The organism is Micromonospora salmantinae, from assembly GCF_022230905.1.
GTDB classification, from domain to species: domain Bacteria; phylum Actinomycetota; class Actinomycetes; order Mycobacteriales; family Micromonosporaceae; genus Micromonospora; species Micromonospora salmantinae.
In genome coordinates this window covers 184,110-209,164 of the sequence record NZ_JAKKFG010000042.1, presented here as the reverse complement: position 1 = coordinate 209,164, position 25,055 = coordinate 184,110, and the positions used below count along the sequence as shown (strand labels likewise).

Here is a 25,055-nt window from a genome sequence, read left to right as displayed (position 1 = left end):
TGACCGGCCGGAAATCCGACCGGTGAGGGGATGCTCCGCGCTCAGCCGGTCGCCTTGCGGGCGGCGCTGCGGGCCCCCTTGGGGGCGGTGGCTCGGGCGGCGACCGGGCGGGCCGGAGACTTGCGGGCGGTCACCTTGCGGGCCGGTGCCTTGGCCGCGACGGTCTTCTTCGCCGGGGCCTTCTTCGCCGCCGCCTTGCGGGCGGTGGTCGACGAGGTACCCGTCGCCTTCGCGGCCGGGGCCTTCTTGGCCGGAGCCTTGCGCGCGCCGCCGCTGGGGCGGGTCGACGCGGTCTTCTTCGCCGCGGCCGTCTTCTTCGTCGCTGTCTTCTTGGCGGCGGACGCCTTGGTCGCCACCTTCCGCGCCGGCGCCTTCGCCGCGGTGGTGGTCTTGCGCGCCGGCGCCTTCGCCGCGGTGGTGGTCTTCCTCGCCGCGGTGGTGGTCTTCTTCGCCGCCGAGGCGGTGGTCTTCTTCGCCGCGCTCACCGTCTTCTTCGCCGTACCGGTGGTCTTCTTCGCGGCGGTGGTGGTCTTGCGCGCGGTGGACGCCGGGGCCCGCTTGGCGGCGGTGGTCGTCTTGCGGGTGGTGGTCGAGGCCTTCGCGGGGGCCTTCTTGGCCGCTGCGGTGGTCTTGGTCGTGGCCTTCTTCGCGGGGGCCTTCGTGGCCGCCGTGGTGGTCTTCCTGGCCGGGGCGCGACCCGCCCCGCCGGCGGCCTTGCGGGCCGGTGCCTTCGCGGCAGCCGCGGTGGACTTGCGCACGGGGGTGGTCCGGCTCGCCGCCGTGTTCCGCTCCGCCGCGGCGGTCTTCTTCGCGGTGGTGCGTCGGGCGGCCGGGCGCTTGGTGGCCTGCTGTGCTTCGGCCATCGTGGTTCCCTCCTCGGGGGACGTGCTCTCGCGTGCGTCCTCGCGGAGCACGAAATACCTCGGCGCGAGCCGTCCCGCGCCGCCTATCTGTCGTCCCCGGCCCAACGAGCGTCCTCGGCATCCCACGCCTCGTTCCGCTCCTGCACTCGTTGCAGGGCGTTCTCCGCGTCGGCCGCCGAGTCGTACGGGCCGAGAACGTGCTTCGCCGGACACACGTTGGTGTCCGTCTCGACCCGGTGATGCCGGGTGCACCAGTAGAACTGCCCACCACGTCCGCTGTCGCTCATGGGAATCACTGTGCACCGCGAACCGGCCGGCCGCCACCGGATCGCACAAGTCGCCGACGATCTCCACAGTAGATATGCATCGCGTTCGTCGGGCCGAAATGGCGAAACGCGTGGGACTGGAACTCCAGAAGATGCGCAGGTGAGCCTCGCTATAGGGCACATCTATGATCGCCGGATGGCGACACCGGACTACATCGTGGGGCTGCGCAAGCACGTCGGTCACGACCTGCTCTGGCTGCCGAGCGTCAGCGCGGTGGTCCGCAACGACGCCGGTGAGCTGCTGCTCGGCCAGCGTGCCGACGACGGGCGCTGGTCGGTGATCAGCGGTTTCGTCGAGCCGGGCGAGCAGCCGGCCACCGCGCTGGTCCGCGAGGTACGCGAGGAGACCGGTCTGGAGGTGGCGCCGGTGCGGATGTCCAGCGCCGTGTCGCACCCGCACACGTATCCGAACGGGGACCGCTGCGACTACCTCAACCTGGGGTTCCTGTGCCGTTTGGTGGCCGGCACCGCCCGGGTCAACGACGACGAGTCGCTGGCCGTGCGGTGGTTCCCGCTGGACCGGCTGCCCGAGCTGGACAAGCACGCCCTGCTGGTCATCGCGTACGCGTTGCGCGAGAACCAGCTGGCCGGTTACCTGGAGCCGGGTACGACGTGGGACGACGTACCCGACTGAGGTTCACACCGGGGTCGGCGCGAGGGCGACGGGCGCGGCGGGGGCCGACCGGGCCGCCCGGATGGTGTACGCGAGCGCGTACGGCGTGCAGGCCAGGTAGAGCATGGGTTCCGCCAGCACCTCGTTGGTGACGATGTGGAAGATCTCCCATGAGATGGTGGGCCGGGGTAAGCCCACATTCCAGTCCGTCCAGGCGGCGATGAGCCACAGCGGCGCGGAGATGTGGTCGACGCCGCCCAATGGTGTCGGACCGCTGACCGGGCCAGCGCGACTGCCCGCCGAGACGGCGTCGAAAACGGAGAGAATCACCGCGAGGTCGGCGGCGGCGAGCGCGCCGAGGACGCCCACCCACCAGGCCGCACGGAGTCGATTCCGGCCCGCGAGGCTCGCCGCGGCCCAGAGGGCCAGCGTCAGGCCGGCCAACCAGAGCAGCACCCCGGGCACGAACGTGGCCAGGTCGTCCGGGGAGATGGCTGACAGGAACACGACAGCGGTCACGCCGATGGGAAGCACCACGCCGAGCGCGATGCGCAGCGGGCCGTCGAGTGCGGTGTGCCGGGCCCAGCGTGCGGCGAACACCGCCAGCAGGACGGCCAGCCCGACGGTGAGCGCCGTCCAGATCGGCCTCTGCATCCGCTCGGACCAGCCCTGGGTCACCACGCGCTCGATCGGCATGAGGGCGTACGCGCTGACGAGCACGATTCCGACGCAGGCGATCGGGGACAGCAGCAACGCGGCGGCGGTGCGGCCGATCCGACCGCGCATCAGGCGGCGGTCGACGATCGGGGCGCCGGTCCGACTGACGGCCAGGCTCACTGCGAAGCCCAGCATCCTCGTCCGGTGACCGCTTTCGGCGAGCACGTGCAGCTCGGCGGCCCACTCGCGGCGCAGGTCGTCGCGAACGTCGGCCGGCCAGCGGCGCGCGGCCAACTCCAACAGCAGCTCGGCGGCCCGGCGGGTCATCACGCCGGTGCTCCGGTGGGCTCGGTGCCGCCCCACGAGCGACGGCCGTCGGGGATCGCGGCCCGCAGGTCGGCGAGCGCCTGGCGGGCCTGCGTCACCCCGACGGCGGTCAGTCGGTAGTAGCGGCGGGCCGGCCGCCCGGCCGCGACGGGATCGATCGCCTCCCAGTCGGCGGCCAGCCAGCCGGCCCCCTGCAACCGGTGCAGCACCGGGTAGAGGGTGCCGCTGGGCAGGCCGGTCAATCGCATCAGGTCGAGCCCGTAGCGCTGCTCGTCGGGCTCAACGAGCAGCGCCGCGAGCACCTTCGCGACCGGAATCGTCATCCGCATCCACCCACTGTATCGGAACTCTACATAGGGGTGGGGGACGTCAGGATTCCGCCGTGGCCGGCGCGGGTAAGCACAGCGGGCATGACGACGGACGACGAGCCCGCCGGGCTGCGGGTGCTGACCCTCAACCTGCTCGCCCCCGAATTCGCCGACTGGGAACGCCGCCGAGCCGTCCTCAAGCCGGGCCTGGCCCGCCTGCGACCGGACGTGGTCGCCCTTCAGGAAACCGTCTGGGGCAACGGCTACGACCAGGCGACCGACCTGCTCGGCCCGAACCACCACGTGATACGCCACAGCGGGCGCTCCGCCGACGGGGTCGGCGCCGCGCTGGTCAGCCGCTGGCCGGTCGGGACCGTCCGCGAACTCGACCTACACGTCACTGAACGGGTCGACATTCCCTGGTCCGCGGTGGTCGTGGCGGAGATCGAGGTGCCACCGCCCGTCGGCACCGTGCTGGTCGCCCACCACAAACCCACCTACCAGTTCGGGTACGCCCACGAGCGGGAGTTGCAGGCCGCCCGGTCCGCGACCTTCGTCGAGACACTGCTGGCCGGACGGGACCTGCCCGTCGTCCTCGTCGGCGACTTCGACGACGACGTCGACTCCGCCAGCGTGCGCTTCTGGCGCGGCAAACAGTCGCTGCACGGGTGCAGCGTCGCCTACCAGGATGCCTGGCCGACGGTGCACCCGGACGACCCCGGGCACACCTTCACCCCACACAACCCGCTGGTACGAGCGGGCACGATGCCACTGGAGACGGGACGTCGGATCGACTACGTCATGGTCCGCTGCGGCCCCCACGGGCCGAACCTGGCCGTGGCGTACTGCCAGCGGGTCTTCGACGAACCGGTCGACGGGGTCTGGGCCAGCGACCACTTCGGCGTACTCGCGGACCTGCGGCTGCCCGACCACCCGCCGGGCCGGTGGCGGTGAACGGCAGACTTGGCAGGCGCCGGGCCGACGTTGCGCACGTCGACCCGGCGCCGCAGCTCAGGACGGAACCCGCTCCACCGGGATCCACAGCTCGGCGTCCGCCTGGGTGCCGTCCGCCGACACCCGGACCCGGGAGATCTCCGGTCCAGGTCGGCTGCGGTACGGGTTGGACGGAAACCACTGGGTGAACACGTCACGCCACAGGAACTGCACCGCCTGCGGAAACGCACCGGAGATGGTGAACACCGCCCACGAGCCGGCCTGCACCGGCAGCGCGTCCAGGTCCTCCGGCGGCACGGCGCCGGTCACCACCCCGTGCCAGTAGTCCAGCTCGGTGCCCTCCTGCCGGCTGTCGGCGAGGTTGTCGCTGACGTTGACGATTCCCTTCGGCTCCTGATCGGAGAGCGCCTCGATCCGCTCGGTCGTCTCCTTGTCGATGCTCCTGATGAACGCGACGATCGCCGGGTTCATCCCCTCGTGCACCAGCGGGACCCGGGCCTTGCGCCCCACCAGCGCGAACGCGTCCTTGTCGACGATTCGGTACTCCATGCTGCCGCTCCCTTCGACCGTGAGTCGGAAGGACATCCGGGGCTGGGCGCGCAGCGCTGCGCCCGTACGCCGAGCTTCTCCGGGGCCCACGCCGTGCACGGCGTGGAACGCCCGGGCGAACGCCTCCGCCGAGCCGTAGCCGTAGTGCACAGCCACGTCGAGCAACGTCCGCTCCCCCGCCAGCACGTCCGCACCCGCGACGGTGAGCCGACGCCGCCGGATGTACTCCGACAGCGGCATCCCGGCCAGCGCGGAGAACAGCCGCCGGAAGTGGTACTCCGACGTCAGCGCGATCCGCGCCAGCTCGGCCACCTCGATCTTCTGGTCGAGGTGGCGCTCGATGTACGCCATGGCCTCGTTGAGCCGATCCAGCACCCGGGCCTCCTTCCCTTTCGAGCACTGACGCTAGGTCGCGGGGTGGGTCGCCCACCCGACATCCGATGCCCGCATCGGTCGGGTGCGACCGCACGAACCGCCATGTCGTAGCCTGGCGGACTTTGCTTACCGAGGAGGTTGACGTGGCCGAGTATCCGCAGGACGTCGTACAGCGCTTCCACGGCAACCCCGAACAGGTCGACGCCGCCTCGGCGGCAGCAGCCGAGGTCGAGCAGCCGGGCGGAACCACCCGGGCCGACGGTTGATAATCCTGACGGTCGCTCTGCCGGAAAGGGGTCTTCGATGGTGCGATGGCACTGGGTCGTTCCGGTGGTGGCGGCGGCGATGCTCGCTGGTTGTGGCACCGACACGACCGACCCTGTCGACGCCGCGCTACCCCGCGGGGAGAGCCTCGGCGAGCTGCGTCAGCAGGCACGGGAGGCATTGGCCCGGTACGACCAGGCCGTCATCGACGCAGGTGGCGCTGGCGCCGTCACCCCGACGCCACCACCGTGGAACTCCCCACCGGGCATCGCCATCGAGTCGGCGACCACAACCGGGGCCGGTACGCAGCTGACCGTCGACTTCACCGGCACCTTCGGGCCGGCGACCGGACGCTGTGGCGCCGACTACCACGCGGAGTCGGTCGAGTCGGCCAACGCCGTCGTGGTCATCGTCATCGCGCAGCACCACAACAGCGGCGAGGCGTGCACCCTCGCGGGCTACTCGCGTACCGCAACCCTCAATCTGGCCCAACCACTGGGCAGGCGGCCGGTCCTCGACGTACGCCAAGGGCAACCGGTCCCGCTCACCCGCAGGTGAGCGCGATCAGCGTGTTCAGCGCGGCAGTCACGCGCAGATCTTGGACAGTTTCCGTTATCAGTTAACGGAAAATGTCCAAGATTGGGCCGTAGGCCGAGGATGTGAGCCTGCCAGTGACCATCCGGGTTCGTCAGGAACAGTCGAAGCGGTAGTCGAACGGCCTGGTGGGGCACGCGGTGCAGACGAACAGGTAGATCCCGCCGACGTCGCCCAGCATGAGCCCGGTGGGGTTCTGGATCGTCCGCCACGGGTGATCGTCGTCGGTGTCCCATCCCCAGCCGGCCATCGCCGGACGATCCTCTACCGGAATCCACCGCTTTTCGTCACCGCGGCTGAACTCCCAGCTGGCGACCGTCAGCAGATGGTCCATGAGCGAGCCGCACCCGCAGACCGGCCAGTCCGGAGACTGGGTCCAGCCGGGGTAACCGCCGACCTTGATCCCCGAGGCGACCGCCAGATCGGCTTCGTACTCCCAACCGGTCTCCTGCGCCACCCGCTTCATCGTGTCCTCGATCTGCGGCCAGACGGCACGCGGGAGGTCCCAGGATGGGTACTCGGTAACCCGCTCCGGGTCGAGCACACAGCGGCGGGGGACGTGCGATGGATCTGACTCCACATCCGGTACGGGCATTTCTTGAAGCCGGGCGCCGATGTCGGCGCGGCGACGCCACCGCAGTTCGGGGCGAGGTGACGTCCACGGTTCATGCTCGAATGGGCACCACAACACCTGTAGGACGTCCGCGCCGGCCGGGAACGGCACCTCGGGCACGTCCTCGGCCAGCAACTGCATCACCGGCACCAGCGGCGCCGCCGGTTCACCCGGAGAATCGAGGTAGTGGTCGCCGGGCTCCGGCCCGTCGCACATCGGCCAGGCTTCGTCTGCCGGCCACAGCAGCACGCCGCCGATCGTAGGAGGCGCGCAATCAGCGTGTTCAGCGCGGCGGCTGCTGCATGATCCAGGTGGGCAAGGGCTCCGGCAGGAAGCCCGCCACCTCCCAGCCGGCCCTGCGGTACAGCTCGACGTTGCCCGGGTTGCTGGTCTCCAGGATCGCCGGCAGGCCCTCGGCGGCGGCACGGGCCAGGCCGGCCCGCATGACGGCACGTCCCCAACCGCGTCCGGCGTTGTCGGGGTGGGTGCCCAGGACGCCGAGGTACCAGAACGGGAACGTCGGCAGTGCGGCGTGCACGGCGTCGTCGTAGCCCTGGACGCGGGCCATCACGTCGGCGGGGTAGTGGGCGGCGAGCCCACCCTTCGGTGACCCGGTCGACGACCCGGCCGGTGGCTCCCAGATGGCGACCGACGCACCCCCACCGAGCGTCCAGATCGACGACTGGTGCACCCGGTTGTCGAAAAGGTGCCCGAAGTAGGCTGCGGCGTACCGCGGATAGGTTTCCTCGTCGGGAAAGAGGCACCGCAGGATCGGATCCTTGACGAACGCGGCGACCAGCGTTTGAACCACCGCATCGCGGTCCGCCGGGGTGGCGATGGTGATCTCGGGCGCTGTCACAGCAGTCGACACTATCCGGAAAAGCGCCTTGACCCTGACACGGTGGCGGACCGGAGACTTGCCCCATGGACCTCGATGACTACCGGAGCCACTCCCCCTACAGTGACCCCGGTCGACACGGCGGGCTCCTCGACGCCGTGGCGACCGACATCCCCACCGCGGCGGCGACCGCCCGCAACGTGATCGTTCACTACCGGGCCGGCGGCGTCGAGCTGCCCGACGACCGGCTGGACGAGGTGAACCGCCGCTGGATGGACCGCATCCTCGACACCGACCAGTCCCGCTTTCCCCTGCCACTGAGCGCTGAGCGCCCGGCCGTGGACCGGGTGGCCGGCTGCTGCCGGGACCACACACTGCTATCGATCGCGATCCTCCGTCAGCACGGCATTCCCAGCCGTAGCCGGGTCGGCTTCGCCTCGTACTTCACCCAGGGCTGGCACCACGATCACGTGCTGATGGAGTACTGGGACGGCGAACGCTGGGTCTGGGCCGACCCGGAGCTCGACCCGGCCGGCGACTGGCGGTTCGACGGCTACGACATCGACCCGACGGCAGGGCTGTTCGACTCGGCAGCGCGGGTGTGGTCGGCGTACCGGGCCGGGACGATTGATCCGAACGTCTACGGCGTGGCCCCCGACGTGCCGGTCCACGGCGCCTGGTTCATCTACGACTACGTCCTGCACGAACTGGCCCATCGGCAGAAGGACGAGTTGCTGCTGTGGGACAGCTTCGGCGCGATGACCGACGACCTCGCCAACGCCGACCTCACGCTCGCCGACGAGATCGCCGCCCTGCTGCTCGAAGCCGACGACGGCGACGAGGCCGCGGAGAATGCGCTCGCCGACCGGTACGCGACCGACAGCCGTCTGCGTCCCGGTGCTCAGGTACGCAGCTTCTCCCCGGTCTCCGGCACGGTGAACACTGTCGATCTGCGCGTCAGCCGAAGGTGAAGGCGTACGCCTCGGCGCCGGGCTCGCCGAACGTTATCTCCAGGGTCCGCTCCCGGACCGCGCCGTCCTGGCGGACGAGCTGGTAGAGCCGGCCGTCCTGGAGTACGCCGTTGCCGTCCTCGTCGACGTCAACGCCGTGTGCCGGGCCGGGGGCCGCGCCGTCGAGCAGCACGCGGAACGGGATCGACGCTCCCGCCCCGGGGGCCAGCACGAGATGCGCGTCGCGGGCGTGGAACCGGAAGGCGATGCCACCGCCGGCCCGGTCCAGCACGACGTTCTCCGACCCGATCGTCCACTCCCCCGCCAACGCCCACTGGTTGAGGTCGAGGCTCTCCGGCACCTGGTAGGCGCGGCGTTCGTCGAGCGCCGGACCGTTCGGCGACGCGAAGTGTTCGCCGCGACTGAAACCGAGGTACGTCTCGGGTGTGCGCAGGTTGTCCCAGTCGGCCTCCGCCTCCGGGCCGAGCCCCTTGACGGGTACGGGTTCCCGCTCGATGCCGAGCAGTTGCTGGAGCACCCGCTCGGACTGCTCGTAGCGTCCCTCGCCGAAGTGCTCGTCGCGGATGACACCGTTTCTGTCGACGAAGTAGAGCGCCGGCCAGTAGTGGTTGTCGAACGCACTCCAGATCGCGTAGTCGTTGTCGACCGCCACCGGGTAGTCGATCGAACGGGCCGCCACCGCCCGCCGCACCCGGTCGACGTCGTGCTCGAATCCGAACTCCGGGGTGTGCACACCGACGACGACCAGCCCGTCATCGCGGTAGGCCTGCGACCAGGCACGTACGTACGGCTCCTGGCGCAGCCAGTTGATGCAGGTCAGCGTCCAGAAGCTGACCAGGACGACGCGCCCACCCAGGTCGGCGGGGCCGAGTGGCTCGGAGTTGAGCCACTCGGCCGCCCCGTTCAGCGGGGGCAGGTGCACGGCCATCTAGCGCAGTGACCGGAAGGCGGTGCGAAGCTCTTCGGAGAAGATCTTCGGCTGTTCCCAGGCCGCGAAGTGCCCGCCCACGTCGAGCTTGTTGTAGTAGATGAGGTTGGAGTACGCCTGCTCGGCCCAGCTCTGCGGCGCCTCGTACAGCTCGTCGGGGAAGACGCTCACGGCGACCGGGACGTTCACGCCCTTGGCGGCGAAGAACGACAGCTTGTTCTCCGCGTACAGACGGGCCGCTGAGATCACGGTGTTCGTCAACCAGTAGAGCGAGATGTTGTCCAGGATGTCGTCGCGGGTGAGGCCCGCTTTGGCCCCGTCGAACACCTGCGCGATCAGGGCCAGACTCTTCGCGTCGTGGTCGAGCAGGAAGGACGCCAGACCGACCGGAGAATCCGCCAGCCCGGTCAGCGTCTGCGGACGTGTCGCCATCATGAGGGCGTAGGCGACGTGTTTCCAGACGTAGTTGGCTTCCTCGGCGGCACGCATTTCGTCGTCGGAGAGCCCGGATGGCAGCGAGCCCATGGCGTTGTTCGCGCCGGTGATGTCGCCCTGGAAAAGCAGGTCGATCTCCGGTGGGATCGCACCGGGCATGTTGGTGTGGATGCCGAGCAGTTCCGGAGGTGCCTGGAGGCCCATCTGGTCGACGATCACCGCACCCCAGTCGCCGCCCTGCGCGACGAACCGGTTGTAGCCGAGCCGTTTCATCAGCTCCGTCCAGGCGGTCGCGATCTTTTGCGGGTTCCACCCCGACTCGGTCGGCTTGCCGGAGAAGCCGTGGCCGGGCAGCGACGGGATGACCAGGTGGAAGGCGTCCGACGCGCTGCCGCCGTGCGCCGTCGGGTCGGTGAGCGGCTCGATGATCTTCATCTGCTCGATCACCGAGCCCGGCCACCCGTGGGTGACGATGAGCGGCAGCGCGTCCTCGTGCTTCGAACGCACGTGGATGAAGTGGATGTCCACCCCGTCGATGGTGGTCATGAACTGCGGTACGGCGTTCAGCCGCGCCTCGACCTTGCGCCAGTCGTACTCTTTCTCCCAATAGCGGGCGACGGCCTGAATGGTCGCGAGTGGCACGCCCTGCGACTGGTCGTTCACCGTTTCCTTGTCCGGCCAGCGGGTGGCCTTGATGCGCCTCTTCAGGTCGTCAAGGTCGGCCTGGGGAATGTCGATCGAGAACGGCCGAATCTCCGTGGTGCCCGGACGAGTCTTGGTTTTGACAGCCATGCGTGTTTCCTCTCCGTCTAGGTTTGCGCCTCGCGAGGAGAAATCATGGGTGAAAGGCTCTGCCCGGACTTATGTGCCAACGATGGGCACGCCGCCGCCATATCTCGGAGCCTAGAACGCCGCACCGGTTGCTCGTGGCGATACGAGCAGCACTCTCATCCGTCAGCTCCGGGGGCCGCGACGGCGTGTTCGGCGGCGCGGCTGACCTGCTCCCAGCCCGCCCAGGTGTCCATCCGTCGGCGGGCGATGTCGAACGCCAGGTCGTACACCATGCTGCCGAGCAGGAGCCGCAGCGGCGGCTCGTCGCTGTCGACCAGTTGCAGCAGCGCGTCGGCGGCCAGCCGCGGTTCGCTGTCGATCGACCCTTCCGCCCACTGGCGCTCCAACTCGGCGCGCAGTGGCGCGTAGGCGTCCATCGGGGTGGTGGCGCGCACGCTGGTGTAGAGGTCGGTCCAGTATCCGCCCGGCTGCACGATGCTGAGCTTGATGTCGAAGGCCGCCGCCTCCATCGCCAACGCCTCGCTCATGCCCTCCAGGGCGAACTTGCTCGCGCTGTAGAGGCCGGTGCTCGGGAAGCCGCCGAGCGCGGCGATGCTGGAGACCTGCACGATGTGGCCGGACCGTTGGGCGCGCAGGTGCGGCAGCACTGCCTGACTGACCCAGAGCGCGCCGAAGAGGTTGACCTCGAACTGGGCGCGTGCCTCGGCCTCGGTGAACTCTTCGATCATGCCCATGGACAGGGTTCCGGCGTTGTTGACCACGATGTCGAGCCGGCCGAAGTGCTCGACGGCGGTGTTCACGGCGGCGATGACCGCCGCGCGGTCGGTCACGTCGAGGGGCAGGGTCAGCAGCCGGTCGGCGTACTTCTCGTCGAAGTCGCCCTGGGCGATGGTCCGGGCGGCGGCGACCACCCGGTCACCCCGGTCGAGCGCGGCGTCAGCGAAGGCGCGGCCCAGGCCGCGGCTGGCACCGGTGATGAACCAGGTACGCATGTGTTCTCCCAGCGCTTCAAGACGAGACGGTCCGTCTCGTGATGTGCCGAGACTAGAACCGCGACGTTGCCTACGTCAAGACGAGACGGTTCGTCTCGTACGCTGGTATCGTTCTGCTCATGACGCCCAACACGGCCCGGCGGAGAGAGACCTCCCGACGCGCCATCCTCACCGCGGCCTTCGACCTGCTCCAGGAGACGGGGTACGCGAAGCTCAGCATCGAGGGCATCGCCGCGCGGGCCGGCGTCGGCAAACAGACCATCTACCGCTGGTGGCCGTCGAAGGGCGCTGTCATCTTCGACGCCTTCCTCATGCTCAGCGAGACCACCGAGGGTGGGCCGCCGACGCTGCCGGACACCGGCGACCTGGCGGCGGACCTGACAGTGGTGCTGCGCGCCACGGTCGAGGAGATGAACGACCCCCGGTACGAGCAACCGATGCGGGCGCTGGCCACCGAGATCGCGCTCGACCCCGAGCTGGCCGCGGCGTACGCCGAACGGTTGGACGGGCCGTTGAAGGAGGCCAAACGGCAGCGCCTGCGCAGCGCCCAGCAGGCCGGGCAGATCGCCGACGACGTCGACCTCGGCGTGGCGGTGGACATGATCTGGGGGCCGGTGCTCAACCGCTGGCTGCAACGCAGCGGGCCGCTCACCGCCGAGTACGCCGACCTCGTCGTCGCCACCGCCCTCAACGGACTGCGCCCCCGCCGATCCGGCGAGTGACGATCGGTGGGACGGCTTTGCGCTGCCCCAGCGCGGTGCGGCAACATCAGGTGCCGTGACGGCACCAGGCACGGCCCCCGACAACGACATCCCGGCCGGCGACGACGGCACGCCCCGGTCGAGTCGGCGGGTCAGACACTGGTTGGCCGGCGCCGGCGTCACCGCCCTGGCCGCCGTGCTGGGCATCACCCTCGCCGTCCGCGGCGGTGCCACCCCGGCCTGCGCCGCGCCGCCGACGGGCAACGCCGTCCACAAGGGAACTGCCAGCTTCTACGACGCGGGCCGCTCGGGCGGCAACTGCTCCTTCCCGGGCCCGCCGGCGGACCGGCTCTACGTGGCCCTCGGCGCGTCCCAGTACTCCGGATCGGCGGCCTGCGGCAGTTACCTGGAGGTGACCGGTCCGAAGGGCAAGGTTCGGGTCATGGTGATGGACCAGTGCGGCGGCTGCGGACCCAGCAAGATTGATCTCTCCACCGAGGCGTTCACCAAGATCGCCGACCGGTCGCAGGGCATCGCGCCCGTGACGTACCGGGCGGTGGTGAACCCGCCGCTCGACGGAGGGCTCACCTTCCGGATGAAGGGTGGCGCGTCGAAGTACTGGTTCGCGGTGCAGGTCGGCAACCACGGCAACCCGCTCCGCTCGGTCGAGGCGAAGGGGCCGGGTGGTGGCTTCCGCAAGGCCGCCCGGCAGAGCGACAACCACTGGACCATCGAGGGCGGGATCGGCCCCGGGCCGTACAGCATCAGGGTCACCGACGTGTACGGACGCCAGGCGACCGCCACCGGCATCCGCATGGTCACCAAGCAGGTGCAACGCAGCACCGCTGCCCTCGCCAGCGCCTCCCCCACGCCCAGCAGCTCGCCCTCGGCCCCGCCGAGCCCCACCATCGCGCCCGCACCGACGCCGACGGAGTCGGTCGCGCCGACGGCGACGGTCGAAGCGCTCGCGGGTGCCGCCGCTCCACTCGACCGCCCCCGCTGCTGACCGCTCGCCCTTGGCTGGCCCGGTCACGGCATCGCAATGAGCTGCGGTCGGTCAAAGTCCGCACTGTCAGGCCCAGTCGAGGCGGTGGCGCAGGAGGGACCGTTCGGCCGGGTTGGTGGCGAGGGCGAGGGCGCGTTCGTCGGCGATCCGGGCCCGGATGGCGTCGCCGAGGTCGCGGAGCAGCTCGGCTCGGGTGGCGTGGAACAGGTGGTAGCCGTTCAGTTCACCGGCCAGGGCGTCGACTTCGGCGAGCGCAACTGACGGTCCGCTGACGTAGCGCAGCGCGATTGCCCGGTGCAGCCGGGTGACCGGTGACGGTGCCAGGCGCAACAGCAGGTCGTAGAGCACGGTGATCTGGGTCCAGTCGGTCTCCTCCCACCTGGTGGCCTCGGCGTGGCAGGCGACAATGGCGGCTTGCAGCTGGTACGGGCCTGGCCTTCCCTGCGCTGCCGCCTGGGCGATCAGCCGGCCGGCGGCGGCGATGGCGCGGCGGTTCCACAGAGATCGGTCCTGGTGCTGGAGCTGGACGATCCCATCGTCCCGGTCGAAGCGGGCGCTGGCTCGGGCTCGGTGCAGCCGGATGAGGGCGAGCAGACCGGCGACCTCCGGTTCGGTGGGCATGAGCTGATGCAGCAGGGCGGCGAGGAACTCGGCGTCGTCGGCCAGGTCGCGAGATTGGGCCTGGTCGCCGCCCGTGGACAGGTACCCCTCGTTGAAGAGCAGGTAGATCACCGCAAGGACCTCGGTGAGCCGGGAGCCGAGATCGTCCGCCGACGGGATCCGGTACGGGATGGCCGCGTCGCTGATCTTCCGTTTGGCGCGGGTGATGCGCTGCCCGACGGTGCTCTCCGGGACGAGGAACGCTCGAGCGATCTGCGCGGTGGTCAGACCGCACACCACCCGCAAGGTGAGGGCGACCTGGGCGGCCCGGGGCAGAGCCGGATGGCAACAGGTGAAGATCAGCCGAAGTCGGTCGTCCGCTGGCGGCTCGACCGGCCACGCCACCGACGCCAGCTTCCGGCGGTGGCGCTGCTCGCGGCGAATCTGATCCAGACCGCGGCGACGGGCAACCGTATACATCCAGGCAGCCGGCCGGTCAGGAATCCCTTCCACCGGCCAATGAGTCAGTGCGGCCTCGACGGCGTCCTGGACGAGGTCCTCGGCGGCGCTGAAATCACCGACCAGATGCACCAGGGACGCGGCGAGCTGGCCCGCGTGATCGCGGACCACCCGGGCCAGCTCGGCGTACGTCGGTCGGCTCATCCGGCGATGGGGCGAATCTCCACCACCGGGCAGGCTGGCCAGGACCTGGCGATCCGCAGTGCCTCGTCAAGGTCGGCCACCTCGATCTCGGCGTAGCCGCTGACGATCTCCTTACCCTCCACGAACGGACCATCGGAAACCAGCGGCTCGCCCCGGTCCAGCCGCAGGGTGGTGGCGGTGTCCGGCGGCATCAGGTGGGCATGATGAGTGATCTTGTCCTGGTGGTCGGCGAACCACTGCTGCACGCGGGCGTAGGCCCGGTTCCGCTCGGGCTCATCCATGGCGGCCAGGTCGGCGGCGAACTGGGGCGTGTCGACGAACATCAACACGTACTTCATCGTTCCTCCAACGGCGGTCAACGGGACGAGGCGGGTGATGCGCCTCCACCAACCAGACGACCAGCGAGGCTCCCGATCCGACAACCAGCCGAACCTGTTTCCGGGTACGTGTCAACGACGGTGAGGGTCAGACGCCTGCGAGGGTGAGGAGCCGATCCATCTCGGCCACCGGTAGCGTCGGTGCGGCGGCGGTCGCGCGCGCTACCGACTCGTCCGGATCGGCGAGCAGGGCGCGACGCGCGTGGGCCGGTAGGTTTGGATGCCCGGCGACTGCGTGGCGAACCTCGCTCTCGGGGTCGGTGGCCAGACGTTCGGTCAGCTCGACGGGCAGGCCCAGATCTCGGGGTGCCAGGCATCGCATCCGTGGATCCGGGTCGATGGCCAGCCGGCGCAGAGTTGATGGCGGAAAGGTGAACTCGTCGGCCGGCCGCCAGTTCGTCATCTTGTCCGGACGGAACTCACGGTCGATGCGTTCGGCTGTGGTCAGATCGACAAGGTGTGGGGCGTGTGTGGCCATGGTCGTACGTACGCCGCTGTCGTCGTCGTTGAGCAGCCGGATGACGGCGTCTGCCGGTAGCGCCCGGCTGCGGTCGGGCGGCGGCACCGGGTGCGGTAACCGCGCGTAGTAGGTCGAGCATGGGCGGCTTCGACCCACCCCTTGACAGCATTCGGTGACACGCCTCATGAATCCCCATTTCATCGCAGGCGGAGCGCTTGGGGCTCGACTCCGACGAGGCCCGCAGACGATGGAGCGGTTGCGGGTGCAGATGTGGCCGCAGCGCCTGGGCAGCCCGCCGTGTGGAAACGCTGGGAGGGCGAATCTGGGTTGCGTCAGGACCCGTAGCGCCCGAGCATCGCCGAATGGATGCTGTGGTGCAGTGGGTTCGCACGTCGTGGACCAAGCGTTCGCGCGGCGGAGCCGAGGCGGCCCGGCGTAACGCCGTACCGGTGTCGTTCGCCCTGCCGGCACGGGCGGCGCCGCTCACCCACGAGATAGACATGGCGGAGGCCGACGGGTTCGAGCAACGCGAGCGCCTGATACACCCGCCGTACCGGAGCGAGGTGCGTCTCCGGTTGCTGGACGGCCAACTCCGGGTTGAACTGCTCGCGTCGGCCTGGGGTAGGCCGCGTCGTCACCGCCGGCCGCCCGCGGTGCGACTCGCCCACGGCGAATGGCTGCGCTGGCAGATCAACTACCGCTTCATCAGGACGACTGATGGCGACTGGCTGTACCGCTTGGACACGCTCAACCTGGCACACGGCGACGTTCCGGCCAACACCTTCCTCGGCGAACCGCCTCGATTCATCGACGAGCGCGCGCTTCTCTGGTAGCTGCCACAGCCGCGCCTCGGCCTTCGGGACCCGCCGTACCATCCGACGATGATCTCGAAGACCTTCGATGCGCGCGGCGGGCTCACCTACGTTGACCGCCTCGACGTCACCCGAGGCGACACGCTCAGGGTTGTCCGCCGAATGGCCAGGCCGGGCCGCCCGCACTGAGGGCCGAGGCCAACCCTGTCGACCGCGAGCCAGCAGGATAGATCGAGACCAGCCACCGCAGTCAGCCATACGGTGCCGTGTGCTCGATTGCGGCCTCCAGGAGCCGGGCAGCGAACCGGGCAGCACCAAGCTGCCCGACGACCTCTACGCCCGGTGGGTGCAGTTCGGCACGTTCCAGCCGATCGACCGGCTGCACTCCAACCACAGTGACCGGCTGCCCTGGCAGTACGGCCCGGAGGCGAACGCGTCGGCCAAGAAGTTCCTGAACCTGCGGGAGAAGCTGCTTCCGTACACCTACGCCGCCGCCAAGGAGGCCACCCGCACGGGTACGCCCATCGTCCGCTCGATGTACCTGGCCTACCCAAATGAGCAGGCCGCCTATGCCACCGCCGGTTCGCAGTACCTCTACGGCCCGGACTACCTTGTCGCACCAGTGACGACGCCCGGCACCACCGCCACCACGTCGGTGTGGTTCCCGCCGGGCAACAGCTGGACCGACATCTTCACCGGAAAGACGTACCGGGGCGGCACCACGCAGAACATCACCACCACGCTGGACACCATGCCGCTGTTCAAGAAGCACTAGAGCTTGTTTTTGCAGGGATCCGGACACCGGCCGGGTGGGGCAACCCACCCGGCCGGTTCGTTGCTTGGCTGGGCTCAGCGTCGGTGGGGCCGGCGGGCCAGGGACAACCAGCCGAGGAACCTGGCGTGCATCGTCGGCAGGTCCGGGCGAAGCCCCAGGCCGTAAACGTCGTCGATCGCCTCCTGCATCGACGCGGCCAGGTAGAACGCCAGCGCGATCGAATGACCGTAGAACTCGGTCACGAGCGCGAGCTGCGCCGGGCCACACGGCCAGGGCGCGGCGCAGTTGCGGCACAGCCACGCCGGGCGCATCGGCAGGTGCGGGCGGGGGCGGGCGGTCATCCGACCCGCACGGGACGCCGCCGACGTTTGGCTTTGCTGGTCGGTTTGACGGGCAGGGCCTGCAACCGCACACCCGCACGCATCACGTACAGCTCGCGCTGCGCGACCGCGTCGCCGGCCGCGTTCAGCTGGTAACCCTCAATCCAGACCCACCCGTCGTACGTGTGCCGCTCGGGCAGCTCGCGGATGACGCGTACGAAGATCGGGCGTAGGAACTGCACGCTCGCGGCGGTCGTCAGGTAGACCATGTCGCCGGCCTTCATTGTCCCGATCACTGCGACACCCGCCAGGTGGCCCGCGCCGCTCGTTTCTCTTCCGCCATGCGCCGAACCTGCCAGGCGCGGCCATCACCATCCATCACAGCGGGTAGTACCTGAGCAGGTAACTTTCATCCACCTCGAATGTCGATCGGCTCCGGCTATATGACCGCCGGATACGCTGACCCACCACCCCACATTCGGGAAGGAGCCACACGAATGAGCGTTAGGGCAGCCGCAGCGTTCACCGTGCCCCCTCCGCTCTGGGACGACACCGACATGATCGACGCCTTGGCCGCCCGCGACATTGCACAGGTTTTCCGCTTGGTCCAGCGGGTAACCCGCGCCAGCCAAACCCACCTCGGCGTTGCTACAGGCCTCAGTCAGGCTCAGGTCAGCGAGATCATCAGCGGCACCCGTCGGGTCAGCAGCATCGACGTACTAATCCGCATTTGCAGCGGCCTTGCAATGCCTGGCCACGCGCGGATGACGCTGCTTCTTGGCGAACACCCGTCCCAGGCCACGTCCCGTCCTGCCGGTAACGGTGGCAACCGCACGCGGGCAACTACCGCCCAGGCCGAACGCGCCGCGGGCAGCCGACCGGTCAACGAAGGTATCCGAGAGCGGTACGCCGATGTCACCGCGATCTACTCCAGCCGGTCGGAGTTCACCGCGAAGTTGCCACCACACGTCCTCTTCGACGACGCTAAGGACATTCGGGCTGCCGGACTGTCGCTCAACATTCTCTGCCAGCAGTATGCCGACAACCAACTCCTCAAACTCCTGGCCGCCGGTGCCCATCTCCGCTGCATGTTTCTCGACCCCGCCGGCGAGGCAATTAGAAGGCAAGAGCGTGAGGACGACTATCCAGACGGTCACCTCAGCGCGCTCACCGAACTCAACATCCAGAATCTCGCCGGGCGCATCCGCAATCGGCTCCCGGCGGATGCTCGCGAACGCCTGGCTATCCGCGTGTACGACGAAACCATCCGCGCCAACGTGCTCTTGATTGACGACCGACTCTGCATCATCCAGCCCTACCTACCGCAGATGCGCGGAGTTGACTCCCCGACGATGGTCGTCGAGCGCAACTCTCTCACTCCCGGCCTCTACCCGGTGTACGACGGGATGTTCACCTCACTGTGGGAACGCAGCCGGGACCTATGAACAACTTTGCACGCCTCCTGCCCCTCGCACACGAGGCTGTCGACCTGGCGCACCACATCATGAGGACCCTGAGGCCAGGCACACTCACCAGCAAGGGTGACCGCGACATGGCATCCGAGGTGGACTACGCCATCGAGCAACAGGTCCGCGACCTCCTGGCTGCCAAGGCACCCGAGATTGGCTTCCTCGGCGAGGAGCACGGCTTGAGTGGCGATGCCACCGAACTCATGTGGGCACTCGATCCGGTCGACGGCACCGTCAACTTCGTGCACGGCTCACCCCTGTGCGCCATTTCCCTCGGTCTTATCCGCAGAAGAAGATCGGTCCTAGGCGTCATCGACCTACCGTTCCTAGGAACCCGCTACCACGCCGCCGAAGGATACGGCGCTTTCGCCAACGAGGAGCGTATTTACTCCAGCCGTACAGCAGACTTGAAAGACGCCGTCGTCGCTATCGGCGACTACGCCGTAGGGGTTGATGCGGCAACCAAGAACGCTCAGCGGCTCGCGATCACACATCGACTAGCTCGGAATGTTCAACGGATCCGCATGCACGGATCGGCCGCAATTGACCTGGCATGGCTCGCCCACGGCAAGATCGATGCCTTCATCATGCTCAACAACAAGCCATGGGACACGGCTGCGGGCGTCGTGATCGCCAGGGAGTCTGGCGTTCAGTTGGTCGACATCGACGGAACGCCACACAGTGCGGACTCCGCTGCGACGGTCGGCGGGAACGATCGGATCCTTCCGCTCGTTCTCACGCTCGTGCAGCAGTCTCTTGCCACGCCGTGATCCCACTAGCTCGTTCGTGACTTCACTGGACGTGACGTGTCCACAGATTCTCGATGCAGACGAGAAGGGGCGGACCTCACCAGCATGGCAGCCAAGAAGCGATCTCTCATTGGTGGTGTCGATACCTACCGCGACACTCACCACGCCGCCGTCATCGGCACCAACGGCGGGCTAGCTCCTAGCCGACGCCGAGTTCCCAGCGACTACCGCTGGCTACGCGGATCTGCTGGCCTGGATGCGCTCCTTCGGAAAGGTCACTGCCGTGGGCGTGGAGGGCACAGGCAGCTACGGGGCCGGCTTCGCCCGCTACCTGGCCAGCAAGAACGTCAGTGTCCGGGAAGTGGACCGATCCGACCGCCGGGCCCGCCGCGTGCATGGCAAGTCCGATCCGATCGACGCCATCGCCGCCGCCCGCACGACTCTTGCCGGCACCGCCATGGGCACGCCGAGAACCCGCATGGACCGGTGGAGGCCATCCGTGCGCTCAGGGTCGCCCGCCGAGGAGCGGTCAAGGCCCGCACCGCCGCGCTCAATCAGATGCGCGGCCTGGTCGCCGCCGCCCCCGAGCCCTTGCGAGCCCACCTGACCAAGCTCAGCGCCGCCGTGCTGGTCACCCGATGCGCTGGGCTGAGCTACGACCCAGCCAGACTCCATACGCCGGAACACGCCACCGCCGCAGCCCTGGTTGGGCTCGCCCGCCGGGTCACTGCCCTCACCACGCCCTGCACACCATCGCGCTCTGCCGCCTGCGCAACGACCAGCGCACCCGCGCCTACCAGCAACGACGCATCACCGAAGGCCTCAGCAAGCAGGAAATCCTGCGCTGCCTCAAGCGCTACATCGTCCGCGACGTCTACACCGCCCTACGCGCCGACTTCGCCGCCCTCACCCCTTGACCTCCATAAGAGCATCGGGATGGCTTGGTTCAAGCCGGCCCGCAAGCGGGCCGCGCTGGCCCGGCCCCGACCTGCTGACGATCTCCGGCCGGCATCGGCTGGGCCGGCCGACCACGCTTCGAAACGGTCAGGAGCCTGAAGACCTCGGGGCTCCGCCCCAAACCCCGGCCCTCCTCAGAGATCAACCGGGGCCGGATCACCTCGCCGGGCGCCACAAGGACTACCAGCCTCCCCGGACGGGGCCAAGGTCGTTCGCCCGGTAGGGCGCTCCACCTTGTCCCCGTCCGCCGAGGCTCGAAGGTTGGCGACTGCCCGACGAGGAGATCCTCAGACGATACGCACAGCGCCGCGCCCTCGTCCGGCACTCGATGCCATGCCGTCACTCTGTCCAGGTCGGACCGTCGCGAACACGCTCTATTCGGTGTTGCCCGCACAGAAGGCAGTCGTGTAGGTGGAGCCGGCTATGGTACTCAAGTAGTTCCAGTAGGCGATCCAGCGGTAGCTTTCGGTGTACCCACCTACGAAATGGCAGCGTCCTGCAGCGCCATAGAAGTTTCCATTCGATGTCCGGTAGGCCGTGGTCACGTAGCCCGGATTGAGGCTGTAACAGTTCGAGTAGTACTGGGTCATCGCTGCCCCTTGCGGGGAGGGCGGCGAGAACGAGGTATTACACGGGACGCTCGACGTGTAGTAGTCCTGGTACGAGCCGCTGCTACTGGGACCTGGCACGCAACTGGCGGTGCTGTAGTTCACGTTGCTGTAGGTATAGCTGAAATACCAGCTGACGTTGGCCCCGGGAGCCACCGAGCGACATTCTGCATCGTAGATCCAAACCGTAGCGGCGCCACCGGGAAGGTAGCGGTAGGGCATTACGGTCGCGGTGCTGCTGCCGCAGTTGCGGTAGGTCTGCGTCATCGGAGCACCCTTCGGTGACGCGGGTGCGAATGACGTCCAACATGGAGGGGCGGCGGACGCGACCTCCGGCTGGAGTAAAACGGTAGGGAAAACCGCTGAGATGAACGCGATGAGCACGATCAGGCTTCTGCGCATTAAGGTCCTCGTCATGTCGGCGATCCGGCCTGTTCAGGTCGGAAGCAGGATACTGACAAGGCGTCAAGCTGGGTGCCCCGGCGCCTCGGTCCCTTGTGGCCGCTCATTGGCCAGTGACCGAAGAGCGCAGCGGTCAGGGATGTAGCCGACTCAGCTGCGGCGAGCAGGCATTACGAGTATCACATCCGGCTGTGCGCGCGCTTCCGATCTGAAGCTCCCGGGCGGCGCAGTGGGGAGCGGTGTGAGATGTCGAGAGGCGTTTCCGCTGGTAGACCCCCAGGTGCCCAGGTCGGTAGGACGGACAACTTGACCTCGTAACCCATAGGTCGCCCGTGCCAGCGACGCGCCAGTACCCAGGGCCCGGGCGGTCACCAGGGGCACGAATGGTCACGCAGCTTCGGCCTTGACCTCTGGGCCGTCTGGGCCGTCTGGGCCGTCACCGGGCCGTCAAACGCTGACCAAAGACAACCACCGACGACCACCAGCGCCTGAAGAAACAGCAGGTCAGCCACCGTGTCGGGGCGGCTGACCTGGTGGGCGACGGACGAGTCGACCTGTACGCCGGATTCTGTGCGCGACGCGTACCCCGAGGGGTTTGCGCCGGCGGCGGCCATCCATCTCGGCCTGCCGTTGCCGGCAGGCTCCAGCGGCCTACCCGCAGACATCGGGCGGGCAGCCCTCAAGCGTCTGCGCCGGGTCGTCATCTTGCGGTGACGGCCCTTGCTTGGCCTTGCTCCGGGTGGGGTTTACCGAGCCACCCCGGTCACCCGGGGTGCTGGTGGGCTCTTACCCCACCGTTTCACCCTTACCGTCCCCGTTGGGGTCGGCGGTCTGTTTTCTGTGGCACTTTCCCGCGGGTCGCCCCGGGTTGCCGTTAACAACCACCCTGCCCTGTGGAGTCCGGACGTTCCTCGGCGGCGGGCCGAAGCCCGCCGACGCGGCCGCCCGGTCGACTCGTCCGTCGCGCTCTCATCCTAACGACGAGCGTGCTGCGGGTATTGCCGCCCCGCCTGGGCAAGATCGAGCAGCTCAAGAACGATCCGGCGAATGCTTGCCGTAGGGCGACGGCTAGCCTCGTGGGGCTATGGATCTCTCCCACGCCGCGCTGCTGCTCGCCGCCGGTCTCGCCGCCGGCACTGTCAACGCGGTGGCCGGTGGCGGTTCGCTGATCACCTTTCCGGCGATGATCGCTATCGGGTTGCCCCCGGTGCCGGCGAACGTCAGCAACTCCGTCGCCGTCTTCCCCGGGTACCTGGCCAGCGTGGCGGGCAGCCGGCAGGACCTGCCGCGCCCTCGCGCGGTGGCCACGCTGGTGCCCACCACCATCGTGGGCACGATCCTCGGGGCGTTGCTGCTGCTGGCCACTCCGGCCCGCGCGTTCGAGCTGGTCGTACCCTTTTTGGTCCTCGGCGCGACAGCGGTCCTGGCCTTCCAGGACCCGCTGCGCCGCCTGGTCGGTCACCCCCGGGACCTGTCGCCACGCCGACGGACGATCGCGGTGCAGACGATGGTCGCGCTCGGTGCGGTGTACGGCGGTTACTTTGGTGCGGCGCTCGGGGTGATGCTGGTGGCCGGGCTGGCCCTGGTGCTGGACGCGACCCTGGCCCGGGTGAGCGCGATCAAGAATCTGCTCTCCGCGGTGGTGGGGTTGACGACGCTCGTGGTGTTCGCCCTGTTCGGCCCCCTGAACTGGGCGGCCGTCGCGGTGGTCGCGCCGGCCACCCTGATTGGGGGGTACGCGGGCGCCCGGCTCGTCCGCCGGCTACCGGCGGTGGTTCTCAAGACGGTGATCGTGGTGTTCGGTACGACGATCGGCCTCTACCTGCTCTGGCGCGCCCTGAACTGAACCGCTCGCCCGGCGGTCAGTAGGTCTCACCGACGGGCTCGTGTTCGGTGTCGGCGGCGGCGCGGTTCCAGCGGGACCAGAGCACCCGTTCGCCGTAGCCGGCGGCCATCAGGTGCGCGAAGGCCAGGTAGACGAGCACGCCGACGGCGAGCACCCCGAAGCCGACCCAGAACGGCAGCGACAGCGATTGCTCGGCGAGCTTGCCGGAGATGATCGGTGCCGGCGCGGCGGCGCCCCAGCGGACCAGGTTGAACGCGCCGGTGGCGACGCGCCTATCGCTGGAGCCGAGGCCGAGCGCCAGGTCGGTGAGGTTGGCGTTGGCCAGCCCCATGCAGAGTCCGGCGGCCACCAGCACCACGAGCGCCTCGGCGGTGCTGGTGGAGGTGGCGAAGAGGACCATGCAGACCAGCAGCCCGGCGATGGCCACGCCGACGGTCTGTACCGCGCCGATGCGGTGGGCCAGCCGGTGACCGATCACCATGATGCCGGCGGCCAGGCCGAGCCCCCAGCCGGTGAACGCGAGCCCCAACGGGATGACGTCCAGGCCGAGGAAGAGCGGCGTGTAGCCGAGCACCACGAAGAACACGAAGTTGTACGCGGCGGTGACCACGCAGAGGGCGATGAACGCCGGCCGGCGGTAGGTGGCGAAGATCTGGCCGACGCGTACCGGTGCCTGCCGGTTGGTGGGTTCGCGGAGTTTGCGGGAGGCCACGCCGAGGGCGAGGACCATGAAGACGCCGCAGACGAAGAACGGCAGCCGCCAGCTGACCTCGCCGAGCAGGCCACCGATCAGCGGTCCGACGGCGAAGCCGAGACCGAGGGCGGTCTCGAAGAGTCCCACCACCCATTCCCGGTCGACGGCCAGGTTGACCAGCACCACCATGGCGGTGGCGAAGAACATCGCGTTGCCCAGCCCCCAGACGCCGCGCAGCACTGACAGCTGCACGATGTTGTCGCTGAACGAGGCGAGGATCGCGGCGAGGCCGACCACTGAGACGCCGGTGATGAGCACCGGTTTGAAGCCGAACCGGCCGCTGGCCAGCGTCGCCGGGATCATGCCAAGGGCCATGACCGCGATGTACGCGGTGAACAGCAGCTCGACCTGCCAGGCGGTGACCCCGATCGCCTCGCCGATGGCGGGCAGGATCGGGTCGACGACGGCGATGCCGGCGATGGCGAGGAAGGCCACCAACGTGGTGGCGTAGATGGCACTGCGGTTCGGTTCGGAACGCCGATCCACTCCGACTCCTCAGATAGCTGTATCGTACAGTTACTTATCCTGTATCGTACAGCTATGAGCGACGACCACGACGAGAGCACCCTCGGCCGGATCGAGACCGAGGTGGCCCTGCTGATGCGCTTCGGCGAGGCCACCCGGCGGGCCACCGGCACCGCCGAGCACCGGGTGCTGGACCGCGCGGCGTACGTCATCCTGCGCGACCTGGCCGACGCCGGCCCGCAGAACGTCTCGGCGCTCGCCGCCCGACTCAACCTGGACGGCTCGACAGTCACCCGACAGGTGTCGGCGCTTCAGCGCGACGGCCTGATCACCCGCACCCCGGACCCGTCCGACGGCCGCGGCACCGTCATCTCCCCCACCCCGGCCGGTCTGCAACGGATGGCAGCCGTCCAGGCCGCCCGCACCCGCCTCTACGGCGACATGCTGGCCGACTGGACCCCCGAGGACCGCTCCACCCTGGCGGCCCTGCTAGGCCGCCTGAACCAGGCCCTGATCAACCGCAACCGCCCCCGCTGATCCGCTGATCCACCCCCACCCCGCCGAGCCCCAGCCCAGCCCTCCTGTCCAGCCTCGCCCTGCCCCGCCCTGCCCCGTCGATCTTGCACTTATGGTGGGGGACAAACGGTCTGAATCACCACCTGCCGGGCACCATAACTGCAAGATCGACGCGG

32 protein-coding genes and 1 other RNA gene are annotated in these 25,055 nt (G+C 68.9%); 15 read left to right on the top strand and 18 right to left on the bottom strand.

Going from position 1 to position 25,055, the window contains the following annotated elements:
• Window positions 1-41: 41 nt before the first annotated feature.
• Window positions 42-863, bottom strand: a complete 822-nt coding sequence (locus tag PSH03_RS24880; RefSeq protein ID WP_238690573.1) for a histone — start codon at window positions 861-863, stop codon at window positions 42-44.
• 83 nt (window positions 864-946) lie between these two features.
• Window positions 947-1,150: a hypothetical protein gene (locus PSH03_RS24875; protein WP_238687280.1), complete on the bottom strand. Its 204-nt coding sequence runs from the start codon at window positions 1,148-1,150 to the stop codon at window positions 947-949.
• 175 nt (window positions 1,151-1,325) lie between these two features.
• On the opposite strand from PSH03_RS24875, the gene PSH03_RS24870 reads away from it, so the two are divergent.
• A complete protein-coding gene (locus PSH03_RS24870) occupies window positions 1,326-1,823 on the top strand; it encodes an NUDIX hydrolase (RefSeq protein WP_238690572.1) in 498 nt (165 codons plus the stop codon).
• Between the two features lie 3 nt (window positions 1,824-1,826).
• On the opposite strand, the gene PSH03_RS24865 is transcribed toward PSH03_RS24870, so the two are convergent.
• Both PSH03_RS24865 and PSH03_RS24860 read right to left on the bottom strand, forming a co-directional pair.
• A complete protein-coding gene (locus PSH03_RS24865) occupies window positions 1,827-2,786 on the bottom strand; it encodes a hypothetical protein (protein WP_238690691.1) in 960 nt (319 codons plus the stop codon).
• Window positions 2,786-3,115 carry a PadR family transcriptional regulator gene (locus PSH03_RS24860; protein WP_210783547.1) on the bottom strand — a complete coding sequence of 110 codons (330 nt, stop codon included), beginning with the start codon at window positions 3,113-3,115 and terminating at the stop codon, window positions 2,786-2,788. Before PSH03_RS24860 ends, PSH03_RS24865 begins: the two co-directional genes overlap by 1 nt.
• Before the next feature lie 81 nt (window positions 3,116-3,196).
• Here PSH03_RS24860 and PSH03_RS24855 point away from each other — a divergent pair, with 81 nt between their 5' ends.
• Window positions 3,197-4,048, top strand: coding sequence for an endonuclease/exonuclease/phosphatase family protein (locus PSH03_RS24855; protein ID WP_210783545.1), 852 nt, complete (start codon window positions 3,197-3,199; stop codon window positions 4,046-4,048).
• 57 nt (window positions 4,049-4,105) lie between these two features.
• Here the strand turns inward: PSH03_RS24855 and PSH03_RS24850 are convergent, their stop codons facing one another.
• Complete coding sequence (locus PSH03_RS24850; RefSeq protein WP_210783543.1) at window positions 4,106-4,972, bottom strand: GyrI-like domain-containing protein; 867 nt, start codon at window positions 4,970-4,972, stop codon at window positions 4,106-4,108.
• A 143-nt stretch (window positions 4,973-5,115) separates the two neighbouring features.
• On the opposite strand from PSH03_RS24850, the gene PSH03_RS32620 reads away from it, so the two are divergent.
• Window positions 5,116-5,238 (top strand): hypothetical protein, encoded by a 123-nt coding sequence (locus PSH03_RS32620; protein ID WP_255751071.1) that lies wholly within the window; start codon window positions 5,116-5,118, stop codon window positions 5,236-5,238.
• A gap of 37 nt (window positions 5,239-5,275) precedes the next feature.
• Window positions 5,276-5,794, top strand: a complete 519-nt coding sequence (locus tag PSH03_RS24845; protein WP_238690571.1) for a hypothetical protein — start codon at window positions 5,276-5,278, stop codon at window positions 5,792-5,794.
• 130 nt (window positions 5,795-5,924) lie between these two features.
• Here PSH03_RS24845 and PSH03_RS24840 read toward each other — a convergent pair whose 3' ends face one another.
• Together PSH03_RS24840 and PSH03_RS24835 are read right to left on the bottom strand one after the other, a co-directional pair.
• A complete protein-coding gene (locus PSH03_RS24840; RefSeq protein WP_238690570.1) occupies window positions 5,925-6,692 on the bottom strand; it encodes a hypothetical protein in 768 nt (255 codons plus the stop codon).
• Between the two features lie 34 nt (window positions 6,693-6,726).
• Window positions 6,727-7,302, bottom strand: a complete 576-nt coding sequence (locus PSH03_RS24835) for a GNAT family N-acetyltransferase (RefSeq protein ID WP_210783535.1) — start codon at window positions 7,300-7,302, stop codon at window positions 6,727-6,729.
• Between the two features lie 65 nt (window positions 7,303-7,367).
• Between PSH03_RS24835 and PSH03_RS24830 the strand changes: the two genes are divergently transcribed.
• Window positions 7,368-8,252, top strand: a complete 885-nt coding sequence (locus PSH03_RS24830) for a transglutaminase domain-containing protein (protein ID WP_238690569.1) — start codon at window positions 7,368-7,370, stop codon at window positions 8,250-8,252.
• On the opposite strand, the gene PSH03_RS24825 is transcribed toward PSH03_RS24830, so the two are convergent.
• From PSH03_RS24825 to PSH03_RS24815, 3 genes are all read right to left on the bottom strand, one after another.
• On the bottom strand, window positions 8,239-9,180 hold the full coding sequence (locus PSH03_RS24825) for a redoxin family protein (RefSeq protein ID WP_238690568.1): 942 nt from the start codon (window positions 9,178-9,180) through the stop codon (window positions 8,239-8,241). The two genes, PSH03_RS24830 and PSH03_RS24825, sit on opposite strands and share 14 nt — an antisense overlap.
• Window positions 9,181-10,407: an epoxide hydrolase family protein gene (locus tag PSH03_RS24820; protein ID WP_238690567.1), complete on the bottom strand. Its 1,227-nt coding sequence runs from the start codon at window positions 10,405-10,407 to the stop codon at window positions 9,181-9,183.
• Between the two features lie 155 nt (window positions 10,408-10,562).
• The gene (locus PSH03_RS24815; protein WP_210783526.1) at window positions 10,563-11,399 is read right to left on the bottom strand and encodes an SDR family oxidoreductase; all 837 of its coding nucleotides are present in this window, start codon (window positions 11,397-11,399) and stop codon (window positions 10,563-10,565) included.
• Between the two features lie 119 nt (window positions 11,400-11,518).
• On the opposite strand from PSH03_RS24815, the gene PSH03_RS24810 reads away from it, so the two are divergent.
• Together PSH03_RS24810 and PSH03_RS24805 are read left to right on the top strand one after the other, a co-directional pair.
• A complete protein-coding gene (locus tag PSH03_RS24810; protein WP_238690566.1) occupies window positions 11,519-12,121 on the top strand; it encodes a TetR/AcrR family transcriptional regulator in 603 nt (200 codons plus the stop codon).
• Window positions 12,122-12,176: 55 nt separating this feature from the next.
• Window positions 12,177-13,106, top strand: coding sequence for an expansin EXLX1 family cellulose-binding protein (locus PSH03_RS24805; protein WP_238690565.1), 930 nt, complete (start codon window positions 12,177-12,179; stop codon window positions 13,104-13,106).
• A gap of 66 nt (window positions 13,107-13,172) precedes the next feature.
• On the opposite strand, the gene PSH03_RS24800 is transcribed toward PSH03_RS24805, so the two are convergent.
• From PSH03_RS24800 to PSH03_RS32945, 3 genes are all read right to left on the bottom strand, one after another.
• Entirely contained in the window at window positions 13,173-14,369 is a 1,197-nt protein-coding gene (locus PSH03_RS24800) for an RNA polymerase sigma factor (protein ID WP_238690564.1), read from the bottom strand.
• Window positions 14,366-14,707, bottom strand: a complete 342-nt coding sequence (locus PSH03_RS24795) for a YciI family protein (RefSeq protein WP_210783520.1) — start codon at window positions 14,705-14,707, stop codon at window positions 14,366-14,368. Before PSH03_RS24795 ends, PSH03_RS24800 begins: the two co-directional genes overlap by 4 nt.
• 127 nt (window positions 14,708-14,834) lie before the next feature.
• A complete protein-coding gene (locus PSH03_RS32945; RefSeq protein WP_238690563.1) occupies window positions 14,835-15,362 on the bottom strand; it encodes a hypothetical protein in 528 nt (175 codons plus the stop codon).
• 206 nt (window positions 15,363-15,568) lie between these two features.
• Between PSH03_RS32945 and PSH03_RS24785 the strand changes: the two genes are divergently transcribed.
• A complete protein-coding gene (locus PSH03_RS24785) occupies window positions 15,569-16,039 on the top strand; it encodes a hypothetical protein (protein ID WP_238690562.1) in 471 nt (156 codons plus the stop codon).
• 247 nt (window positions 16,040-16,286) lie between these two features.
• Window positions 16,287-16,793, top strand: coding sequence for a glycoside hydrolase family 31 family protein (locus PSH03_RS24780; RefSeq protein ID WP_238690561.1), 507 nt, complete (start codon window positions 16,287-16,289; stop codon window positions 16,791-16,793).
• Window positions 16,794-16,867: 74 nt separating this feature from the next.
• Here the strand turns inward: PSH03_RS24780 and PSH03_RS24775 are convergent, their stop codons facing one another.
• On the bottom strand, window positions 16,868-17,134 hold the full coding sequence (locus tag PSH03_RS24775) for a hypothetical protein (protein WP_238690560.1): 267 nt from the start codon (window positions 17,132-17,134) through the stop codon (window positions 16,868-16,870).
• Window positions 17,131-17,409, bottom strand: a complete 279-nt coding sequence (locus tag PSH03_RS24770) for a hypothetical protein (RefSeq protein ID WP_372494867.1) — start codon at window positions 17,407-17,409, stop codon at window positions 17,131-17,133. The genes PSH03_RS24775 and PSH03_RS24770 overlap by 4 nt, the downstream gene beginning before the upstream one ends.
• 261 nt (window positions 17,410-17,670) lie before the next feature.
• On the opposite strand from PSH03_RS24770, the gene PSH03_RS24765 reads away from it, so the two are divergent.
• The 4 genes from PSH03_RS24765 to PSH03_RS24750 all read left to right on the top strand — a co-directional run bounded on the left by PSH03_RS24765 (window position 17,671) and on the right by PSH03_RS24750 (window position 20,248).
• Window positions 17,671-18,558, top strand: coding sequence for a DUF5919 domain-containing protein (locus PSH03_RS24765; protein WP_238690559.1), 888 nt, complete (start codon window positions 17,671-17,673; stop codon window positions 18,556-18,558).
• Window positions 18,555-19,352: an inositol monophosphatase family protein gene (locus PSH03_RS24760; RefSeq protein ID WP_210787644.1), complete on the top strand. Its 798-nt coding sequence runs from the start codon at window positions 18,555-18,557 to the stop codon at window positions 19,350-19,352. The genes PSH03_RS24765 and PSH03_RS24760 overlap by 4 nt, the downstream gene beginning before the upstream one ends.
• 235 nt (window positions 19,353-19,587) lie before the next feature.
• Window positions 19,588-19,938: a hypothetical protein gene (locus PSH03_RS24755; protein ID WP_238690557.1), complete on the top strand. Its 351-nt coding sequence runs from the start codon at window positions 19,588-19,590 to the stop codon at window positions 19,936-19,938.
• A gap of 31 nt (window positions 19,939-19,969) precedes the next feature.
• Window positions 19,970-20,248 (top strand): hypothetical protein, encoded by a 279-nt coding sequence (locus PSH03_RS24750; RefSeq protein WP_238690556.1) that lies wholly within the window; start codon window positions 19,970-19,972, stop codon window positions 20,246-20,248.
• Between the two features lie 414 nt (window positions 20,249-20,662).
• Here the strand turns inward: PSH03_RS24750 and PSH03_RS24745 are convergent, their stop codons facing one another.
• Complete coding sequence (locus tag PSH03_RS24745; protein ID WP_210787669.1) at window positions 20,663-21,163, bottom strand: hypothetical protein; 501 nt, start codon at window positions 21,161-21,163, stop codon at window positions 20,663-20,665.
• A gap of 676 nt (window positions 21,164-21,839) precedes the next feature.
• Window positions 21,840-22,255, bottom strand: an RNA gene (gene rnpB, locus PSH03_RS24740) — RNase P RNA component class A.
• Window positions 22,256-22,382: 127 nt separating this feature from the next.
• On the opposite strand from rnpB, the gene PSH03_RS24735 reads away from it, so the two are divergent.
• Window positions 22,383-23,144, top strand: coding sequence for a sulfite exporter TauE/SafE family protein (locus PSH03_RS24735; protein ID WP_238690555.1), 762 nt, complete (start codon window positions 22,383-22,385; stop codon window positions 23,142-23,144).
• A 16-nt stretch (window positions 23,145-23,160) separates the two neighbouring features.
• Here the strand turns inward: PSH03_RS24735 and PSH03_RS24730 are convergent, their stop codons facing one another.
• The gene (locus tag PSH03_RS24730) at window positions 23,161-24,384 is read right to left on the bottom strand and encodes an MFS transporter (protein WP_238690554.1); all 1,224 of its coding nucleotides are present in this window, start codon (window positions 24,382-24,384) and stop codon (window positions 23,161-23,163) included.
• Window positions 24,385-24,438: 54 nt separating this feature from the next.
• Here PSH03_RS24730 and PSH03_RS24725 point away from each other — a divergent pair, with 54 nt between their 5' ends.
• A complete protein-coding gene (locus PSH03_RS24725; protein ID WP_238690553.1) occupies window positions 24,439-24,900 on the top strand; it encodes a MarR family winged helix-turn-helix transcriptional regulator in 462 nt (153 codons plus the stop codon).
• Window positions 24,901-25,055: the final 155 nt, after the last annotated feature.